At 63.1% G+C, this 15,724-nt stretch carries 14 protein-coding genes and 2 pseudogenes; 6 read left to right on the top strand and 10 right to left on the bottom strand.

Annotated elements, in window-relative coordinates; all coding sequences use genetic code 11:
- From AACR77_RS03830 to fre, 3 genes and pseudogenes are all read left to right on the top strand, one after another.
- Window positions 1-483 (top strand): annotated as a pseudogene (locus AACR77_RS03830) (hypothetical protein); the annotation flags it as partial.
- A 33-nt stretch (window positions 484-516) separates the two neighbouring features.
- Window positions 517-1,986, top strand: coding sequence for a 4-hydroxy-3-polyprenylbenzoate decarboxylase (gene ubiD / locus AACR77_RS03825; RefSeq protein WP_042879842.1), 1,470 nt, complete (start codon window positions 517-519; stop codon window positions 1,984-1,986).
- Window positions 1,987-2,141: 155 nt separating this feature from the next.
- Entirely contained in the window at window positions 2,142-2,840 is a 699-nt protein-coding gene (gene fre, locus AACR77_RS03820) for an NAD(P)H-flavin reductase (protein WP_010672373.1), read from the top strand.
- Between the two features lie 139 nt (window positions 2,841-2,979).
- Here the strand turns inward: fre and ubiK are convergent, their stop codons facing one another.
- On the bottom strand, window positions 2,980-3,237 hold the full coding sequence (gene ubiK / locus AACR77_RS03815) for a ubiquinone biosynthesis accessory factor UbiK (RefSeq protein ID WP_010672374.1): 258 nt from the start codon (window positions 3,235-3,237) through the stop codon (window positions 2,980-2,982).
- A gap of 301 nt (window positions 3,238-3,538) precedes the next feature.
- Here ubiK and AACR77_RS03810 point away from each other — a divergent pair, with 301 nt between their 5' ends.
- Window positions 3,539-5,956, top strand: a complete 2,418-nt coding sequence (locus AACR77_RS03810) for a VolA/Pla-1 family phospholipase (protein ID WP_042879840.1) — start codon at window positions 3,539-3,541, stop codon at window positions 5,954-5,956.
- A gap of 59 nt (window positions 5,957-6,015) precedes the next feature.
- Here the strand turns inward: AACR77_RS03810 and glpG are convergent, their stop codons facing one another.
- Together glpG and glpE are read right to left on the bottom strand one after the other, a co-directional pair.
- Entirely contained in the window at window positions 6,016-6,849 is an 834-nt protein-coding gene (gene glpG / locus AACR77_RS03805; RefSeq protein ID WP_042879844.1) for a rhomboid family intramembrane serine protease GlpG, read from the bottom strand.
- Between the two features lie 29 nt (window positions 6,850-6,878).
- On the bottom strand, window positions 6,879-7,202 hold the full coding sequence (gene glpE / locus AACR77_RS03800) for a thiosulfate sulfurtransferase GlpE (protein ID WP_005307320.1): 324 nt from the start codon (window positions 7,200-7,202) through the stop codon (window positions 6,879-6,881).
- 163 nt (window positions 7,203-7,365) lie between these two features.
- Between glpE and AACR77_RS03795 the strand changes: the two genes are divergently transcribed.
- Complete coding sequence (locus AACR77_RS03795) at window positions 7,366-7,959, top strand: LysE family translocator (RefSeq protein WP_010672378.1); 594 nt, start codon at window positions 7,366-7,368, stop codon at window positions 7,957-7,959.
- On the opposite strand, the gene AACR77_RS03790 is transcribed toward AACR77_RS03795, so the two are convergent.
- From AACR77_RS03790 to AACR77_RS03765, 6 genes are all read right to left on the bottom strand, one after another.
- Window positions 7,938-8,783 (bottom strand): AraC family transcriptional regulator, encoded by an 846-nt coding sequence (locus AACR77_RS03790; protein ID WP_041214153.1) that lies wholly within the window; start codon window positions 8,781-8,783, stop codon window positions 7,938-7,940. The two genes, AACR77_RS03795 and AACR77_RS03790, sit on opposite strands and share 22 nt — an antisense overlap.
- An 82-nt stretch (window positions 8,784-8,865) precedes the next feature.
- Window positions 8,866-9,567: an ABC transporter ATP-binding protein gene (locus tag AACR77_RS03785; protein ID WP_042879838.1), complete on the bottom strand. Its 702-nt coding sequence runs from the start codon at window positions 9,565-9,567 to the stop codon at window positions 8,866-8,868.
- A 10-nt stretch (window positions 9,568-9,577) separates the two neighbouring features.
- The gene (livG, locus tag AACR77_RS03780) at window positions 9,578-10,351 is read right to left on the bottom strand and encodes a high-affinity branched-chain amino acid ABC transporter ATP-binding protein LivG (protein ID WP_010672381.1); all 774 of its coding nucleotides are present in this window, start codon (window positions 10,349-10,351) and stop codon (window positions 9,578-9,580) included.
- Window positions 10,348-11,616 carry a high-affinity branched-chain amino acid ABC transporter permease LivM gene (locus AACR77_RS03775; RefSeq protein ID WP_039041002.1) on the bottom strand — a complete coding sequence of 423 codons (1,269 nt, stop codon included), beginning with the start codon at window positions 11,614-11,616 and terminating at the stop codon, window positions 10,348-10,350. The genes livG and AACR77_RS03775 overlap by 4 nt, the downstream gene beginning before the upstream one ends.
- An 82-nt stretch (window positions 11,617-11,698) precedes the next feature.
- The gene (livH, locus tag AACR77_RS03770) at window positions 11,699-12,625 is read right to left on the bottom strand and encodes a high-affinity branched-chain amino acid ABC transporter permease LivH (RefSeq protein WP_010672383.1); all 927 of its coding nucleotides are present in this window, start codon (window positions 12,623-12,625) and stop codon (window positions 11,699-11,701) included.
- A gap of 66 nt (window positions 12,626-12,691) precedes the next feature.
- Window positions 12,692-13,813, bottom strand: coding sequence for a branched-chain amino acid ABC transporter substrate-binding protein (locus AACR77_RS03765; protein WP_039041003.1), 1,122 nt, complete (start codon window positions 13,811-13,813; stop codon window positions 12,692-12,694).
- A gap of 435 nt (window positions 13,814-14,248) precedes the next feature.
- On the opposite strand from AACR77_RS03765, the gene AACR77_RS03760 reads away from it, so the two are divergent.
- On the top strand, window positions 14,249-15,253 hold the full coding sequence (locus AACR77_RS03760; RefSeq protein WP_041212034.1) for a substrate-binding domain-containing protein: 1,005 nt from the start codon (window positions 14,249-14,251) through the stop codon (window positions 15,251-15,253).
- An 83-nt stretch (window positions 15,254-15,336) separates the two neighbouring features.
- On the opposite strand, the pseudogene AACR77_RS03755 reads toward AACR77_RS03760, so the two are convergent.
- Window positions 15,337-15,724, bottom strand: a pseudogene (locus AACR77_RS03755) (nitric oxide reductase transcriptional regulator NorR); the annotation flags it as partial.

Genomic DNA, 15,724 nt, shown 5'->3' with positions numbered 1-15,724 from the left:
CAGCCGGTATCCGTGCTGCGTCGGGAGGCGCAGCGGCTTGCCGCCCTCAATCTCTTCCTGCCGGACAACCAGTTGCTGCTGCACTTCATCGAACAGACCGGGGAGACGGCACTCTACCTCAAGCTGTGGCGACAGCCAGTGGATCACGATAGCCTGACTGCACTGCACACCATTTCCCGCTTTTATTCAGGGCAGGAGGCGAGCGATCTGCTGATCGCCGCCAGCCAGAACAGCCGCCTGATGGTCCCCGCCCTGCACCAGCTCAGCCGCCTCTCCCCCTTGCCGGACGGGGCCCAGCAGTTCCTCCTGGCCGAACTCGGCAAGCACCAGTATGGCGGGCTGGTGGCCGGCCTGTTGTTGCAGATGGACGAGCCCAGGCTCCTGGGTCAATTGGCAAACCGGCTGACGCTTCAGGAGCGGCGACACGCCTCGTCCGTCATGAGGTCCGATACGGGTACACCGGATACGCCGCCAGGGTTATAATGCGGGACCACCTGATCCCGCTGGGGTACTTGCATGAAATACAAGGACTTGCGTGATTTTATCGCGCAGTTGGAACAAAACGGACAGCTCAGGCGCATCAGTCGCGAGATAGACCCCTATCTGGAGATGACCGAGATCAGCGACCGTACCCTGCGTGCGGGGGGGCCTGCCCTGCTGTTTGAGAATCCCAAAGGCTACACCATGCCGGTGTTGACCAACCTGTTCGGCACGCCGGACCGGGTTGCCATGGGCATGGGCCAGCCCAACGTCAGCGCCCTGCGCCAGGTGGGGACCTGGCTCTCCTATCTGAAAGAGCCGGAGCCGCCTCGCGGGCTCAAGGAGCTGATGGAGAAGCTGCCCATCTTCAAGCAGGTGCTCAACATGCCGACCAAGCGGCTCTCTTCGGCCCCCTGTCAGCAGGTGGTGCTGGAAGGGGACGCGGTGGATCTGGATCAGATCCCCATCCAGCACTGCTGGCCCGGGGATGTGGCGCCCCTGGTCACCTGGGGTCTGACCATCACCCGCGGTCCCTACAAGAAGCGGCAGAACCTTGGCATCTATCGCCAGCAGAAGATCGGCAAGAACAAGCTGATCATGCGCTGGCTGGATCATCGGGGCGGCGCCATCGATTTTCGCGAGTGGCAGGAGGCCCACCCGGGCGAACGCTTCCCGGTGGCGGTGGCGCTGGGCGCCGATCCGGCGACCATCCTGGGCGCGGTGACGCCGGTGCCGGACAGCCTCTCCGAATACGCCTTTGCCGGTCTGCTGCGGGGCAGCCGTACCGAGGTGGTGAAGGCGCTGAGCTGCGATCTGGAAGTACCCGCCAGCGCCGAGATCGTGCTGGAAGGCTATCTGGAGCCGGGGGAGATGGCCCCCGAAGGGCCTTACGGCGATCACACCGGCTACTACAACGAAGTGGACGAGTTCCCGGTCTTCACCATCACCCACATGACCATGCGCCGGGATGCCATCTACCACAGCACCTACACCGGCCGTCCGCCCGATGAGCCGGCGGTGCTCGGGGTGGCGCTCAACGAGGTGTTCGTGCCGCTGTTGCAGAAGCAGTTCCCCGAGATCGTGGATTTCTACCTGCCGCCGGAGGGGTGCTCCTACCGGATGGCGGTGGTGACCATCAAGAAGCGTTACCCTGGCCACGCCAAGCGGGTGATGCTGGGGGTCTGGTCCTTCCTGCGCCAGTTCATGTACACCAAGTTCGTGATCGTCTGCGATGACGACATCAACGCCCGGGACTGGAAGGACGTGATCTGGGCCATCACCACCCGGATGGATCCGGCCAGGGACACCACCCTGATCGAGCACACCCCCATCGACTACCTGGACTTCGCCTCGCCGGTCTCCGGGCTCGGCTCCAAGATGGGGCTGGATGCCACCAACAAGTGGCCGGGGGAGAGCAACCGGGAGTGGGGGCAGCCCATCGTCCAGGACGAGGTGGTAAAGCAGAAGATCGATGCCATCTGGGACGAGCTGAAGATCCTCGACTGAGGGATCCCCGATGCGGTGCGGCCATTGTGATGCAAAAGTGCGGTATTGCCGTGCCGAATTGGGTATGCTCGACGGACCTGACCACCAACTGGTCGCCATAAAAACAGTGAAACCATGAGCGAAGCGGGCCGGGCAGGCCCCTCACAAGGACAAGAATGCAACGTATCAAGTGCCGCGTAGAGGAACTGCGCGAATATGTCGACACCATCTGGCACGTGGCGCTGGCGCCGCAGCAGGAGGTGAGCTTCAAGCCGGGCCAGTATCTGCTGGTGGTGATGAGCGATTCGGACAAGCGCCCCTTCTCCATCGCCAACTCGCCGACCCGCTCCGGCGTGCTGGAGCTGCAGATCGGTGCCACTCCCGAGAATGCCTATGCCGGTCAGGTGCTGGCCCGCATGCGCGAGCAGGGAGAGATCGAGGTCGAGCTGGCCGCCGGCAAGGCGTTCCTGCGCGACGAATCCCCCCGACCGCTGATCCTGATGGCGGGCGGCACCGGCTTCTCCTATGCCCGCGCCATCCTGGAATACCTGATCGGCAGCGGCAGCAAGCGTCCGGTGTTCCTCTACTGGGGGGTACGCCAGGCGCACTGGCTCTACGAGCTGGAGCAGATGCAGCAGTGGGAGCGCGACTACGCGCCGCTGACCTTCATTCCCGTGGTGCAGGAGCCCGAGAGCGACTGGACCGGCAGGACCGGGCTGGTGCACAAGGCCATCATGGATGACTTCGTCAGCCTGCATGACTACGACATCTATGTGGCGGGCCGCTTCGAGATGGCCGGTGCAGCGCGGGAAGAGTTCAAGGTGCTGGGCGCCGAGCCCGAGCGCATCTTCGGCGATGCCTACGAGTTCATCTGACCACGGCCAACCGCAGAGCGTCGATCTGCCCCCTTATCGTCTTGCGAGAGAAGGGGGGATGAGAAACTCGTTGTCCCCATAAAAACGACAAACCCCAGCCTGGCTGGGGTTTGTGCTATCTACGGCGGGTCACGCCGGATCATTCGCCCTTGGCGGCGAGCTGCTGCTCGAGCTGGGCCAGCTTGGCCTCGAGGGCGGTCAGCTTCTCCCGGGTGCGCAGCAGCACCTTGGTCTGCACGTCGAACTCCTCGCGGCTCACCAGATCCAGCTTGTTGAGCTGAGCCTGCAAGACCTGACGGGTCTTTTTCTCCACCTCTTCACCCATGCTGCGAATGCCGGGGGGCAGGGCGTTGTGTATCTGTTTGGCGATCTCTTCCAGTTTTTTCGGGTCGATCATGGGGGTCTCCTTAAGCAATGGCGCCATTCTACCGACAAATCGTCCCCTTTGCCGAGATCGGGGCGGCTTTTTGCGCCATGGATCCCATCGGGCTCTGGTCGGGTCTGGTTGATGCACCCTGGCTGCTACCCTGTGACACCGGGAATCAATTCCAATTCCTTGATGGTGTACACAAAAAAATCAGATCAGATGACTGACCAGAGGCTTATTAATTGTTGCGTTGCTGTTAATATGATTCGGTCGGGTTTGAACCCTACCCCGTCAGGCTCATCATGGATAACAACATAAAAGAGATAAGGATATGAAGAAAAAGCTAATTTACGCGGCCGTCGTCAGTGCGCTGCTGAGCGGTTGTGGTGGCAGTGACGACAACACAGGCGATACCTCAAGCTATCTCGATTATCTGCTGAGCGGCTCCAATGCAGTCCGACCCAGCGCCCTGGCAGCCCGTGCGACCGACGGTACCCTGAAATTCTCTACGGAAACGGCGGATCTCTCCAACCCGGTGTCCGCCCTCTCCACCCTGGATGGCTGGTCGACTACCCAGGCGATCCAGATAGTGCCGGTGACGGCCTCCGGCATCCAGGTCAAGGCGCCGGCCGCTGCTGAATTCGCAGCCTCCGTGGCACCCCTCTACCTGATGGAGCTGGAGTTTGACAGTGCGGCCCTGCGTCCGAGCGGCGTGAAAAAGGTGCTGACCTACGGGGTGGACTTCGTGGTGGCCGAGACGACCGGCAAGCTGAATCTGGTGCCGCTCAAGCCGCTCAACCCCTCTTCCTACTACATGATAGTGGCGACCGATACCCTCAAAGACAGCACGGGTGCCCCCCTGCGACCGGGTAGCGACTACAGCAACTACAAGACCAGCACCGGCAGCAACGCCCAGGAGCAGACCATCAGCGGCCTGATTGCGCTGCAGGAAGGGCTGTTCAAGGCTGCCACCGGTATCACCAGCGACCACGTGATCTTCTCCGACTGGTTCGGTACCCAGTCCGGCGCCGACGTGCTGGTGGCGGTGAAAGGGGCGGCCGCATCCGTGCTCAAGAGCCCGACCCTGGACGCCGCCGCTCTGTGGAAGCAGGACGCCCTGGGCAATACCAGCCTGCCTGGCACCTATACCCTGTCGGTGAGCGGCGGCAGCCCCTTCCTGACCCAGCTGGACGCCGAGAACTTCCTGCCCCAGGAGCAGAAGGATGCGATTGCCGCCGCTTTTGGTGACGGCACTCCACTCCACAATCTGGCCTTGGGTACCACCGTCTACAGCGGTACCGTCAAGCTGCCCTACTTCCTCTCCTCCCCGGCCACCGCCGGCTCCTGGGACAAGGCGAAGACCCAGTCCTGGCACGGTGCCATCCCCAGCCTCTACGCCATCGCGAACGCCCTGAAGGCCCAGGATGCCGAAGTGATCGGCGGCCTGGTGGGGGCGGGTGTGGATCCGGCCCTGCTGGGCGAACTCATCGCCGATCCGAGCCGTCAGGCCGAGCTGCTGGCGGAGGCGAGCAAGCTGATCGGGGTGACCCTCACCTCCGGCGGCAAGGCGCTGGATCCCGAGATGAATATCGGGCGCTTCAACCCGCTGCCGGCACTGGAAGAGGTGCAGTCCGTCCCGATGCGGATCTTCGCCGCCGCACCGCTGGCGAACATCACCGACGTGATCATCTATCAGCACGGCGTCACCTCGGTGAAGGAGAACGCTTATGCCCTGGCCCTTGGCCAGATTGGTGCCGGTGCCCAGGCGAGCAAGAACGTGGCCGTGGTGGTGATCGATCATCCGTTGCACGGTGAACGCGGCTTCGCCCTGACCGGCAGCATGGACTCGGTGACCACCTCCGACAACCCGACCCCCTACCTGAACCTGAGCTACCTGACCGTGGCCCGCGACAACCTGAAACAGAGCGTGGCGGATCTGCTGGGCCTGCGTCTGGCAGTGGGGCTGGCCAATGCCAAGGGCGCCATCGGCACAGCAGGCAGCCTCAAGGTACACTTCCTGGGTCACTCTCTGGGCGCCATCGCGGGGGCCAACCTGCTGGCGGTGGCCAACCAGTCTGTTGGCAACCCGACGGCAGACGCCCTGTTCAAGTTCGACACTGGCGGCCTGGCCATGCCGGGTGGCGGCATAGCGCCGCTGTTGCTGAACTCGCCGACCTTCGGTCCGACCATCCAGATGAGCGTGCTGACCGCTGGCAGTGCGGCCCTGAAGGCAGCTTTTACCGCCTACGCCCCGAACTGCAAGACGGCAGTACCGACCTGCTTCGTCAACGAATTCCTGCCGAGCCAGGATGCGGCCACCCAGGCCACGGCGGCCAGTACCTTGCAGAGCTACAGCTTTGCGGCGCAGTCGGTGCTGGATTCGGCAGACCCCATCAACCTGGGGAGCGGCATCGCGGCGGACTTCCCGCTGTTTGCCACCGAAATCGTCGGCGACGGCGCCCTGAGCCTGTCGGATCGAGTGATCCCGAACAGTATCGCCACCGCCCCGCTGGGTGGCACCGAGCCGCTGTTCAAGGTCCTGGCCCTGCAACCGCTGACCGCCACCGGCGCCGCCAACCACAGAGCGGCCCGCTTCGTGGCCGGGGGTCACAGCTCGCTGCTGGCACCGGACGAGAACTTCGATCCGACCGGCGCCGTCACCACCGAGATGCAGACCCAGTTCGGCAGCTTCTTCGCAAGCGACGGTACCGCGGTCAAGGTGACCGATGGCAGCCTGCTCAAGCAGTAAGCCGGCCGACCAATAAAAACGCCGCCCCAAGGGGCGGCGTTTTTTTATGGCAAATCGGCTCAGGCTGGCCTGTGGTGCCTGTCCAGCCAGCCCTGGGCAAGGCCGACCAGCAGGCCGACCAAATGGGCCATGTTGGCGGTGGGGGTACCGAGCATGTCCAGGAAGCCGAGCACCAGCCAGACCAGCATGAAGCCCATCAGGGCTGGCGGCATGGCGAGGCCGCAATCCGGTTGAAGCCTGGTTCGCAGCCAGCTGTAGCCGAGCAGGGCATAGACCACCCCGGAGAGGCCGCCAAAGCGCGGGCCGCTGGCAAAGAACTCGGCGATATTGGGCAGGGCAGCCCCGACGATGAGCAGGATGAACAGCTTGCCGCTGCCGAGGCGCTGCTCTATCTGGCCACCGAGATACCACCACCACAACAGGTTGAACACCAGGTGCAGCACCGAGAAGTGGATGAAGGCCGGAGTGACGTAGCGCCAGGCCTGCCAGTCGGTGAACTGGGCCAGGGTGGGGTGGAAGGCGAGCTCGTCGAAGATGGGCAGGCCGATGGCATCCAGAGCGTAGATGGCCAGGCAGGCGATGATGACCACCAGGGTCAGAGGGCCCGCCTGGTGGAGGAAGTCGGTGACCGGATCCGTCATCCCCTTGCTGTAGTCGATCCGGGCATCGGCATGGCCGGATTGCCAGGAGGCCTCCATGTAGCGGGGATGATTGGGTTCGCTCAGGAAGCGTTTGACCTCCTGCTGGGCCTGGGCGAGGCGCCGTTCGTCTGCCAGCCAGACTGAGACGCCGAGCTCGGACTGGGTCAGCTCGCACGAAATGCCCAGGGTAGCGAGATAATCCACCAGCGCCTGGGCCATGCGGGCGTCGCCCAGCACCAGCAGCTGGATCATGCCGGTCGAGGAGGAGCGACCCGCCTCTGTCATGCGTCCCCCGCCTGGATGGGGAACTCCCTGCGCCAGGCCTCGAAACCGCCATCCAGGCTATAGACCTCGTCATAGCCCTGTTGCAGCAGGTACTGGGCCGCCCCCTGGCTGCTGTTGCCGTGATAGCACATCACGATGACAGGGGTATCGAAGTCCACCTCGTTCATAAAGCGAACCAGGGTGCCGTTGGTGAGGTGGAAGGCGCCGACCGCGTGGGCCGTCTCGAAGGATTGGGGATCGCGAATGTCCACGAGACGGGCTTCGCCTGCGCTCAGCTTCTGGTGGGCATCATGGGCGCTGATATGGGCAAACTGGTCCATTGAGATGTCCTGAAAATGGAGGGTTGAAGGGCAGTTTACCGCAAGCGGCGGTTTGCGCTAAGTGTGCAATGGGGACGGCATCCAGGGGATCGCAATTTTCTTCAATATCGGGCCGCCCGGGCAGGGTAGGCTCGGGCTTCCCTCAATTGAACGAGCATCATCCATGGAATTCAGTCTGCTGTTATCCATGGCCGGGTTTGCCCTGGCCATGTCCATCTCCCCGGGGCCGGTCAATCTGGTCGCCCTTGGCACCGGCGCCCGGTACGGTTTCACGGCCAGCCTGCGCCACGTGGTGGGGGCCACCCTCGGCTTCATCCTGCTGCTCCTGCTGATGGGACTGGGTCTTGGCGGCGCTCTGTCCCGCTGGCCTGTGGCGCTGGGGGCCATTCACTGGGGCGGCGTGCTCTTTCTCGGCTGGATGGCCTGGCAGTTGCTGGTGGACAGCGGCGAGGTGGAGGAAGTGGAGGGCGTGCCCCCCGCCTTCTGGTACGGGGCCTTGATGCAGTGGCTCAATCCCAAGGCCTGGCTCGCCGCCAGCATGGGGATGGGAGCCTATGGGATCGCGGGCGGCATGAGCCAGATCGCCCTCTTTACCGGCATCTATCTGGTGATCTGCCTCGGCTCCATCGCCTGCTGGGCCTATGCGGGCAGCCGATTGCAGGGGTGGCTGGTCTCTCCTCGCCGATTGCGCTGGTTCAATCGGGCCATGGCGCTCTTGCTGCTGCTCAGCGCCGCCTATCTGGTGCGCTCGTCCTGAGGGGCGAGCTGCGCTCTGTACTGGCCCGGGGTGGCGGCCACCCGGCGTTTGAACTGGCGCTGGAAGTGGGCCTGATCGGCAAAACCGCTGGCAAGGGCCACTTCCGCCAGGGGCTGCCCCTGGCGCAGCAGGGTGCGGGCGTGGCGAATGCGCTGATCGAGCAGGTAGGCGTGGGGCGTCATGCCGTAGTGGCGGCTGAAGGCGCGCACGAAGTGGGAAGGGGTAAGCCCGGCCACCGCACTCAGCTGCGCCAGGGTGAGGGCGCAGGCACTCTCGTCTTGCATCAGCTCGGCGGCTCGCTGCAGGTGCTGGGGAGGGCGGTCATCCCACTTGGCCGGGGTGAGTCTGGCCAGAAGCTGGCGGCTGAAGAGGTGGCAGGCCACTTCGCGAGCCAGGGGATCCGGCTCCTCCACCAGTTGCCGATGAAGCCGGCAGAGCCCCTGGTAGAGCAGGGGATCCCGGCTTGCGGTCATGTCGAAGGGGCGAAACGCGTTGCCGAGCCCGGCCTCCTCCTGCTGGCGCTGCAACCAGAGGTTGTCGATGTAGAACATCAGATAGGACCAGGGCTGGTCCGCGACGGGATTGCAGGCGTGCACCTCTTCCGGGTTCATCAGCACCAGGCTGCCGCGGCCGACCTCTTGCAGGCTGCGCTGGTTGAGGTAGTGGCTGTGGCCGCCGGTGATGGCGCCGATGGAGAAGTGGGGGTGGCTGTGCTTGTCATAGCAGACGCGCCGGCCATCCTGCACCGCCCTCGCCTCGATGAAGGGCAGGGCGGGATCGTGCCAGAAGTGGTGCTGATCCTGCGTCGCCCGCGCACGGCTCACGATGTGCTCCTTGGCGGGGGGCTGTTCCCCTGCCGGGCTCGGAGAGCGCGGCAGGGGAAGGGTGACGATGGTTGCTGCATCCTCAGCCGCCGAGATAGGCCTGGCGGACGGCGGGGTTGGCCAACAGGGCCTCTCCCGTGTCTTGCAGCACCACCCGGCCGTTCTCCAGCACATAGCCGCGATCCGCCAGCTTGAGCGCCTGGTTCGCGTTCTGCTCCACCAGGAAGATGGTCATCCCCTTCTGGCGCAGTTGCTCTATGGTGTCGAAGATCTGCTGGATGACGATGGGCGCGAGTCCCAGGGAGGGTTCATCCAGCAGCAGCAGGCGCGGCTTGCTCATCAGGGCGCGGCCGATGGCCAGCATCTGCTGCTCGCCGCCGGACATGGTGCCTGCCCGCTGCTCCAGCCGCTCGTGCAGCCGCGGGAACAGGGTAAAAATCTGATCCAGCAGGCCGCGCTGCTCCGCCTTGTCGATGAAGAAGGCCCCCATCAGCAGGTTCTCTTCCACCGTGAGGCGGGCGAAGATGCGGCGCCCCTCCGGCACCACGGCGATGTCCTTGCGCATGATGCGGGCGGTGGTGAGGGAGTCTATCTGCTCCCCCTCGAACCAGATGGAGCCGCTGCTGGGCTTGGGCTCGCCACACAGGGTCATCAGCAGAGTGGTCTTGCCGGCGCCGTTGGCGCCGATCAGGGTGACGATTTCCCCCTCTTTCACCTCGACGCTGACGTCGTGCAGCGCCTGAATTTTGCCGTAGTGGGTCGATACGTTGCGAAGTTCTAACATCTTTTTGTCCTTACGACTCGCCCAGATAGGCCTTGATCACCGCCGGATTGCTGCGGATTTCGTCCGGTTTGCCGTGGGCCAGCGGGGTGCCCTGGTTGACCACGAAGATGCGGTTGGAGATCTCCATCACCAGCTTCATGTCGTGCTCGATCAGCAGCACCGAGACCCCGAACTCGTCCCGCAAGTTGGAGATGAGCTCGTTGAGCTCATCGGTCTCCTTGGGGTTGAGGCCTGCGGCCGGTTCATCCAGCATCAGCAGTTCGGGCCGGGTCGCCATGCAGCGGGCGATCTCGAGCCGGCGCTGCTGGCCGTAAGCCAGGTTGCCCGCGGCGCGGTTGGCGAGATCCTTGAGGCCCACCTTTTCCAGCCAGAAGGCGGACTGCTCCAGCCCCTCTTTCTCGGCACGGCGGAAGGAGGGGGTCTTGAACAGGCCGGCGATGAAGCCGGTATTGAGATGCCTGTGCTGGGCCACCAGCAGGTTTTCCACCGCTGTCATCTCCTTGAACAGGCGCACGTGCTGGAAAGTCCGCACAATGCCCTTGCGGGCGATGAGGTGGCCGGGCAACCCCTGGATCTCCTCACCCTTGTAGCGAATGACACCGCCACTCGGGCGATAGAAGCCGGTCAGGCAGTTGAAGATGGTGGTCTTGCCCGCCCCGTTGGGGCCGATGATGGAGATCACCTCCCCCTTTTCCACATCCAGCTTGACGCCGTTGACCGCGAGCAGGCCGCCAAAGCGCATCGACAGATCTGAGACATCCAACAATGGTTGATTGTTGCTCATTTACGCAGCTCCATATGGGGTCGACTCATGGGCAGCAGTCCCTGCGGCCGCCAGATCATCATGAATACCATCAAGAGACCGAACATCAGCATGCGATATTCGTTGAACTCGCGGGCGAGCTCCGGCAGCACCGTCATCACGATGGCCGCCAGCACCACCCCGATCTGGGATCCCATGCCCCCCAGCACCACAATCGCAAGGACGATGGCCGACTCGATGAAGACGAAGGATTCCGGGCTGATGAAGCCCTGGCGCGAGGCGAAGAAGCTACCGGCAAAGCCCGCGAAGCAGGCGCCTATGGTGAAGGCGGTCAGCTTGATGATGGTGGGGTTGAGCCCCAGGGACTTGCAGGCGATCTCGTCTTCCCGCAGCGCCTCCCAGGCACGGCCGAGCGGCATGCGCAGCAGGCGGTTGATGACGAACAGGGTCGCCACTACCAGCACCAGGGCCATCAGGTAGAGGAAGATCACCTTGTGGTTGGCGTTGTAGGCGATGCCGAAGAAGTCGTGGAAGGTGCCAAAGCCCCCATCCTTGACGGTGCGGTTGAACTCGAGCCCCCCCAGAGTCGGTTTCGGAATGCCGGAGATCCCGTTCGGACCGCCGGTCAGGGTGGTCATGTTGTTGAGCAGGATGCGGATGATCTCGCCAAAGCCCAGGGTGACGATGGCCAGGTAGTCCCCCCGCAGCCGCAGCACCGGGAACCCGAGCAGGAAGCCGAAGGTGGCCGCCAGCAGACCGGCGATGGGCAGACACTCCCAGAAGCTCAGACCGAAGTAGGTGTTGAGCAGGGCGTAGCTGTAGGCGCCGACCGCATAGAAGCCGACATAGCCGAGGTCGAGCAGACCGGCGAGGCCCACCACCACGTTCAGTCCCAGCCCCAGCATGATGTAAATCAGGGTGAGGGTGGCCAGATCGATGGCGCCGCGAGAGGCCATGAAGGGCCAGCTCACCGCAAACAGCAGCACCAGCACGGCGGTGAGGTTATAGAGCTTGGGGGCCTCTTCGGGGCTTGGCAGCACCAGCTTGGTGAAACCGACGGAGAAGCCGCTGATGGAGGCCTGGAACAGACGGCTTATCTGGCCGCGCAGCATCTGGAACCAGAAGACGATGGTGGCGCCCCCCAGCAGCCAGGCCAGCGACACATCGAGGCGGCTCACCACCAGCAGGCGGGAGCCATCGGTCTCCAGCTTGAAGCCGAGCAGCCAGAAGGAGAGCACCAGCAGCACCAGGCTGGCGATGCAGGCATGGATAAATTGACGTTTCATCAGACTTTCTCCACTTCCGGACGGCCGAGAATGCCAGTGATGGTCATGAACAGCAGCACGAGGGCATGCATAGATTGGTTTTTCATACCTTCTCGACCTCCGGACGACCCAGGATGCCGGTGGGCATGAAGAGCAACACGAAGATGAGCAGGGCAAAGGCCATCACATCCTTGTACTCGGTGCTGAGATAGCCCGCGGTGAGCGCTTCCACCACGCCGAGCAGCAGGCCGCCCAGTACGGCACCGGGAATGCTGCCGATGCCGCCCAATACCGCGGCGGTGAAGGCCTTCAAGCCCGCCATGAAGCCGAGATAGGGGTTGATGACACCGTAGTACATGCCGAGCAGCACCCCCGCGACGGCGGCCAGGGCGGCCCCCAGCACGAAGGTGATGGAGATGACCACATGAGTGTCTATCCCTAACAGGTTGGCCATCTTGATGTCTTCGGAACAGGCACGGCAGGCACGCCCCATGCGGGAGCGGCCGATGAACTGGGTCAGCGCCAGCATGGTGACGAAGGTCACCACGAAGATGATGAGTTGCATGTAGGAGAGGCTGGCCTGGAAGCCATCCTCGCCGCCGAGGGTCCAGCCCCCGGAGATCAGAGTGGGCATGGCGATGTCACGCGAGCCCTGGGCCATCCGCATCATGTTCTGCAGGAAGATCGACATGCCGATGGCGGAGATGAGGGGGATCAGGCGGTTGCCGCCCCGCAGTGGACGATAGGCCACCCGTTCTATGGACCAGCCATAGCTGCCGGTGATGATGATGCTGACCAGGAAGGCGCCCCCCAGCAGCAGCACGGTGCTGTCGATGCCCATCATCATGAGCCCGGCCATCACCATGAAGGCGACATAGGAGCCGATCATGTAGACCTCGCCGTGGGCGAAGTTGATCATGCCGATGATGCCGTAGACCATGGTGTAGCCGATGGCGATCAACGCATAGGTGCTGCCTATGGTCAATCCGTTCAGCAACTGCTGAACCAGATAAAGAAGGTGTTCGGACATACCGCGTTCCCTGTGTACTTGCCCGCAAAGAAAGGAGGGGTGACTCACGTCACCCCGACCGGCAGATTATTTGAGTTGAGTGGAGGTACCGTCGGCGTGCCACTGGAACACACCGAATTCGAAGCCTTTCAGGTCACCGTTCGGTGCCCAGGTCAGGGGGCCCATCACGGTGTCGATCGGTGCGGCCTTGATGGCGGCAGCGACGGCAGCCGGATCATCCTCGCCCGCCTTGGCGATACCGGCCGCCAGGGCCTGCATGGCGGCGTAGGTGGTCCAGACGAACGGACCGGAGGAGTCCTGACCCTTGGCCTTGAACGCTTCTACGATGGGGGCGTTGGCCGGCACCAGGTCATATTTGTTCGGCAGGGTCACCAGCAGGCCTTCGGAAGCCGGGCCGCCGATGGCGGAGATGTCCTTGTTGCCCACGCCTTCCGGACCCATGAACTTGGCCTTCAGACCCTTCTCGCCAGCCTGGCGCAGGATCAGACCCAGCTCGGGGTGGTAGCCGCCGTAGTAGACGAAGTCGACGTTCTCTTTTTGCAGCTTGGCGATCAGGGCGGAGAAGTCCTTGTCGCCGGCGGTGATGCCCTCATAGGCAACGACCTTGACGCCGGCCTTGTCCAGCGCGGCTTTCACGCTGGAGGCGATGCCTTCACCGTACTGTTTCTTGTCGTGGATGACGGCCACGCGCTGGGGTTTGACCTGCTCGATGATGTACTTGGCGGCGGTCGGGCCCTGGTCGCTGTCCAGACCGATGGTGCGCAGGGTCAGCTGGTAACCGCGCTCGGTGATCTTGGGGTTGGTGGAGGCGGGGGTGACCATCAGGACCCCTTCATCTTCATAGATGTCGGAGGCGGGCAGGGTGTTGTCGGAGCAGAGGTGGCCGACCACGAACTTGACGCCGTCGTTGATCACCTTGTTGGCGATGGCCACGGCCTGCTTGGGATCGCAGGCATCGTCATAGATGACGGCTTCGATCTGCTTGCCCTTGATGCCGCCCGCCTTGTTGATCTGCTCGACCGCCATCTTGCCGCCAGTGAACTGCATGTCACCGTACTGGGCGACCGGGCCGGTCAGGGGGCCGGCGATGCCGATCTTGATGGTATCGGCCGCATTGGCCATGGAAACTGATCCAAACAGAGCCAAAGAAACCGCTGCTCTGACTGCCATTTTGCTGAAGTTATGCATTGATTCGTCCCTTAATCAGTGAATTGTTTCATTTTATGCACGTCATTCCGAGCCTGTGTCCCGCCAGCCCGGCGATAGATAAGGTTCTATCATTCCTCGCCGGGCAATAACAAGATGTTAAAGATACTAACCGGAGCAGGCGCAAGAGGGGTTTTGTGAAACTAACGCGCAGTTTATTGCTATTTATCGGAGTTTAATGTCGTCAAGTTGATGCAACATACAGATAACAAATTGTCGTGGTGACAATTTCCAGAGTAAAAAACTGACGATATTTCATTCTGCGTCCGCTCTCATTTTGACCAAAATCCGTTTGCGCAAAAAGAAATGACCGCATAGATTAGCCAGCATTGATAATTCACTGGCAGCGCCCGTTAAAACCAAGCCTTTATTCGGGAAATCTGCTACTGTTCCGCCTTTGTTATTCAGGAGACAGAGATGGCAACTATCAAGGATGTCGCCTCGCGCGCAGGCGTATCCATCTCCACCGTCTCACATGTACTCAATCACACCCGTCGGGTCAGCGAAGACGCAACCCAGAAAGTGCTTGAGGCGGTGGCAGAGCTGAACTACGCGCCCAACTCGGTGGCGCGCAGTCTCAAGATCAATTCGACCAAGACCATCGGCATGCTGGTGACCACCAGTGCCAACCCCTTCTTCGCGGAAGTGGTACAGGGGGTGGAAGCCTACTGCTTCGAGCAGGGTTACAGCCTGATCCTGTGCAACACCGAGAACCAGCCGCCCCGCCAGCAGCACTATCTGCGCATGCTGATGGAGAAGCGGGTGGACGGTCTGCTGGTGCTGGGGACCGATATCGACACCCAGTTCAGGGACATGCTGCGCATCCACAAGAAGGTGCCGCAGGTGGTGCTGGACTGGGGCAACGAGTGCGATTTCGCCAACGTGATCAACGACAACGCCCGCATCGGCGCGCGTCTGGCGGTGCGCCATCTGCTGGAGCAGGGCCATACCGACATCGTCTGCATCACCGGCCATCTCGCCAAGCCGACCACCCAGCAGCGGCTGGACGGGGTGCGCGATGCCCTGGCTGAACAGGGGATGACCCTGAAAGAAGAGCAGATCTTCGAAGGGGACTACGAGAGCCAGAGCGGCTTCGATGCCATGCAGCGCATCCTGGCCCTCACCCCTCGCCCGACCGCGGTCTTTGCCTTCGACGATCCCATGGCCATCGGTGCCATCTGCGCCGCCTGGGAGGCCGGGGTCAAGGTGCCGGACGATATCTCCATGATCGGCTATGACGACGTGGAGATGGCGCGCTTCTCCAGCCCGCCGCTCACCACCATCCGCCACCCCAAGGCCGAGCTCGGTCTGCTGGCGGTGCAGCAACTGGTGAGCCGGATCCGCAACAAGGAGCTGGAAGTGGAGTCCATGACGGTGCAGCCCGAGCTCATTGTCCGCCGCTCGGTCAAGTCCCTGCGCTGACGGCGCCACGGGTGCCATGAACAAGAAACCCCCTCGCCAGCGAGGGGGTTTCTGTTTTTGGGCCCCTCTCGTATCTGGGGGCGTCAGGCCTTGAGGCCGAGCCGCCTGGCGAGGCGGTGCAGGTTGCCGCCGTCCAGATCCAGTGCCCGGGCAGTGGCAGCCCAGTTGCCGTCATGAACCGTCAGGGTCTGCTCGATCAGCTGGCGCTGGAACAGATCGGTGGCGGCGCGAAGGCCGAGGCCGGCAATGGCCGGGGAGGCGGGCTGGCTGACGGTGTCGGCGGGCAGGGATGAGCCCGTCGGCCCCAGGTTGAAGTGGTGGGGCTCCAGGGTCGGCGAGGGGCTGCCCTGCTCGGCCCTGGCCAGCACGGCGGCGCGGTGGATGGCGTGCTCCAGCTCCCGCACGTTGCCGGGCCAGTCGTGGCGCTCGAGCAGTTGCAGCGCCTGTGGCTGGATACGCAGCTGCTCCAGC

Origin of the sequence: Aeromonas sp. ZOR0002, assembly GCF_963866995.1 — a bacterium.
In the GTDB taxonomy this organism is placed as follows: Bacteria; Pseudomonadota; Gammaproteobacteria; order Enterobacterales; family Aeromonadaceae; genus Aeromonas; species Aeromonas caviae.
Note: the sequence above shows the minus strand (reverse complement) of the source record. Positions and strands in the feature narration are given on the sequence as shown.